Here is a 1193-nt window from a genome sequence, read left to right as displayed (position 1 = left end):
GGTCAGACGCATCCCCCGCTCGACCGCACCAGCGAGCACCGGATTCAGCGGCTGATGCTGCTCCCCCCGGATCACCCCGATGCTCGAGAAGCCGAAGAGCTCGCCGGCTGCGGCCGTCGCGGCGATGTGGTTCGAGAAGGCCCCCCCGAACGTCAGCAGCGTGTCGTGGTTCTGCGCAGCCGCAGCAGGCAGGTTCCTGGCGAGCTTCCGCCACTTGTTCCCGGGCACGTCCGGGTGGATCAGATCGTCCCGTTTCACCACCAGCCGCACGGTGCCCGACTGCTCGTGCGCGAGCTCGACCACCGGCGTCGGCAGCGTCAGGTCCGCCTTCGATGTTCGTGCCACGTCTCCAGCGTGCTCCTACCGGCGGGCTCTGTGCCGGTGGCGCTCCATGACGCCCTCCCCCGCGGCGTGGCGCCGTCCCGCGGTTTCGGATCTGGCCCGTCCGCCGGCGAGGCCGAGCCGGGCTGAGGCCGCCGTCGCCCGCGAACGCAGCGCAGCAGCCCGCGCCGAGGCTGCTCGGACGATCGCCGCGGCCCGAGCACGGGCGTCATGAGGCCGAACTCCGGTGGCCCCGTACTCACGTACTACCGGAGTTCCGGAGTACGGGAGTGCCGGGGCGATAGGTGTTCGGCCGTGGAGTCGCGGCGCCGCCGCCGTTACGGTGCGGGTGATGTCCGGACTCCGGTGGTGCCGGACTCCCGTACTCCCGTAGTCCGTGAGTGCGGCACTTCGGGAGTGAGGACGTCGATGGCGCGGATCACGATCGCGAACCACAAGGGGGGAGCGGGCAAGACGACGGCGACCGTGAACCTGGCCGCAGCGCTCGCCGAGCTGGGGAAGCGGGTCCTGGTCGTCGACCTCGACCCGCAGGCAAACGCGAGCCGGCGCCTGGCCCGTCCGTTCGACCGGGATGATCCGGCGCCGACGACCAGCGAGGTCGTACAGTCCGGCGCGGTCGGCGTAGCCGCGGACGCCATCGCGCCGACCGGCTGGCCCGCCCCGTACGACGGCCTGGTCGACGTCATCCCCGCGAGGTTCGATCTGGACAACAGAGTCAGCGAGGCCGGCACCGTCGGTGCCGTCGGCCGACTCCGACGCGCGTTGCAGGACGTCGACGACGACTACGACGCCACCCTGATCGACTGTCCGCCGACCCTCGGCCACCTCGCGCAGCTGGGACTCGCCGCGTC

Annotated in this window: 1 protein-coding gene and 1 pseudogene; one reads left to right on the top strand and one right to left on the bottom strand. The window is 71.8% G+C overall.

Features of this window, described 5'->3' with window-relative positions:
• A pseudogene (locus KBI5_RS24870) lies at window positions 1-345 on the bottom strand (1-aminocyclopropane-1-carboxylate deaminase); the annotation flags it as partial.
• A gap of 405 nt (window positions 346-750) precedes the next feature.
• On the opposite strand from KBI5_RS24870, the gene KBI5_RS24865 reads away from it, so the two are divergent.
• Window positions 751-1193, top strand: a 443-nt coding sequence (locus KBI5_RS24865) for an AAA family ATPase (RefSeq protein WP_157902602.1), incomplete at its 3' end; no start/stop codon positions are given.

Source organism: Frankia sp. KB5 (assembly GCF_002099325.1).
Taxonomy (GTDB): Bacteria; Actinomycetota; Actinomycetes; order Frankiales; family Frankiaceae; genus Frankia; species Frankia casuarinae.
Note: the sequence above shows the minus strand (reverse complement) of the source record. Positions and strands in the feature narration are given on the sequence as shown.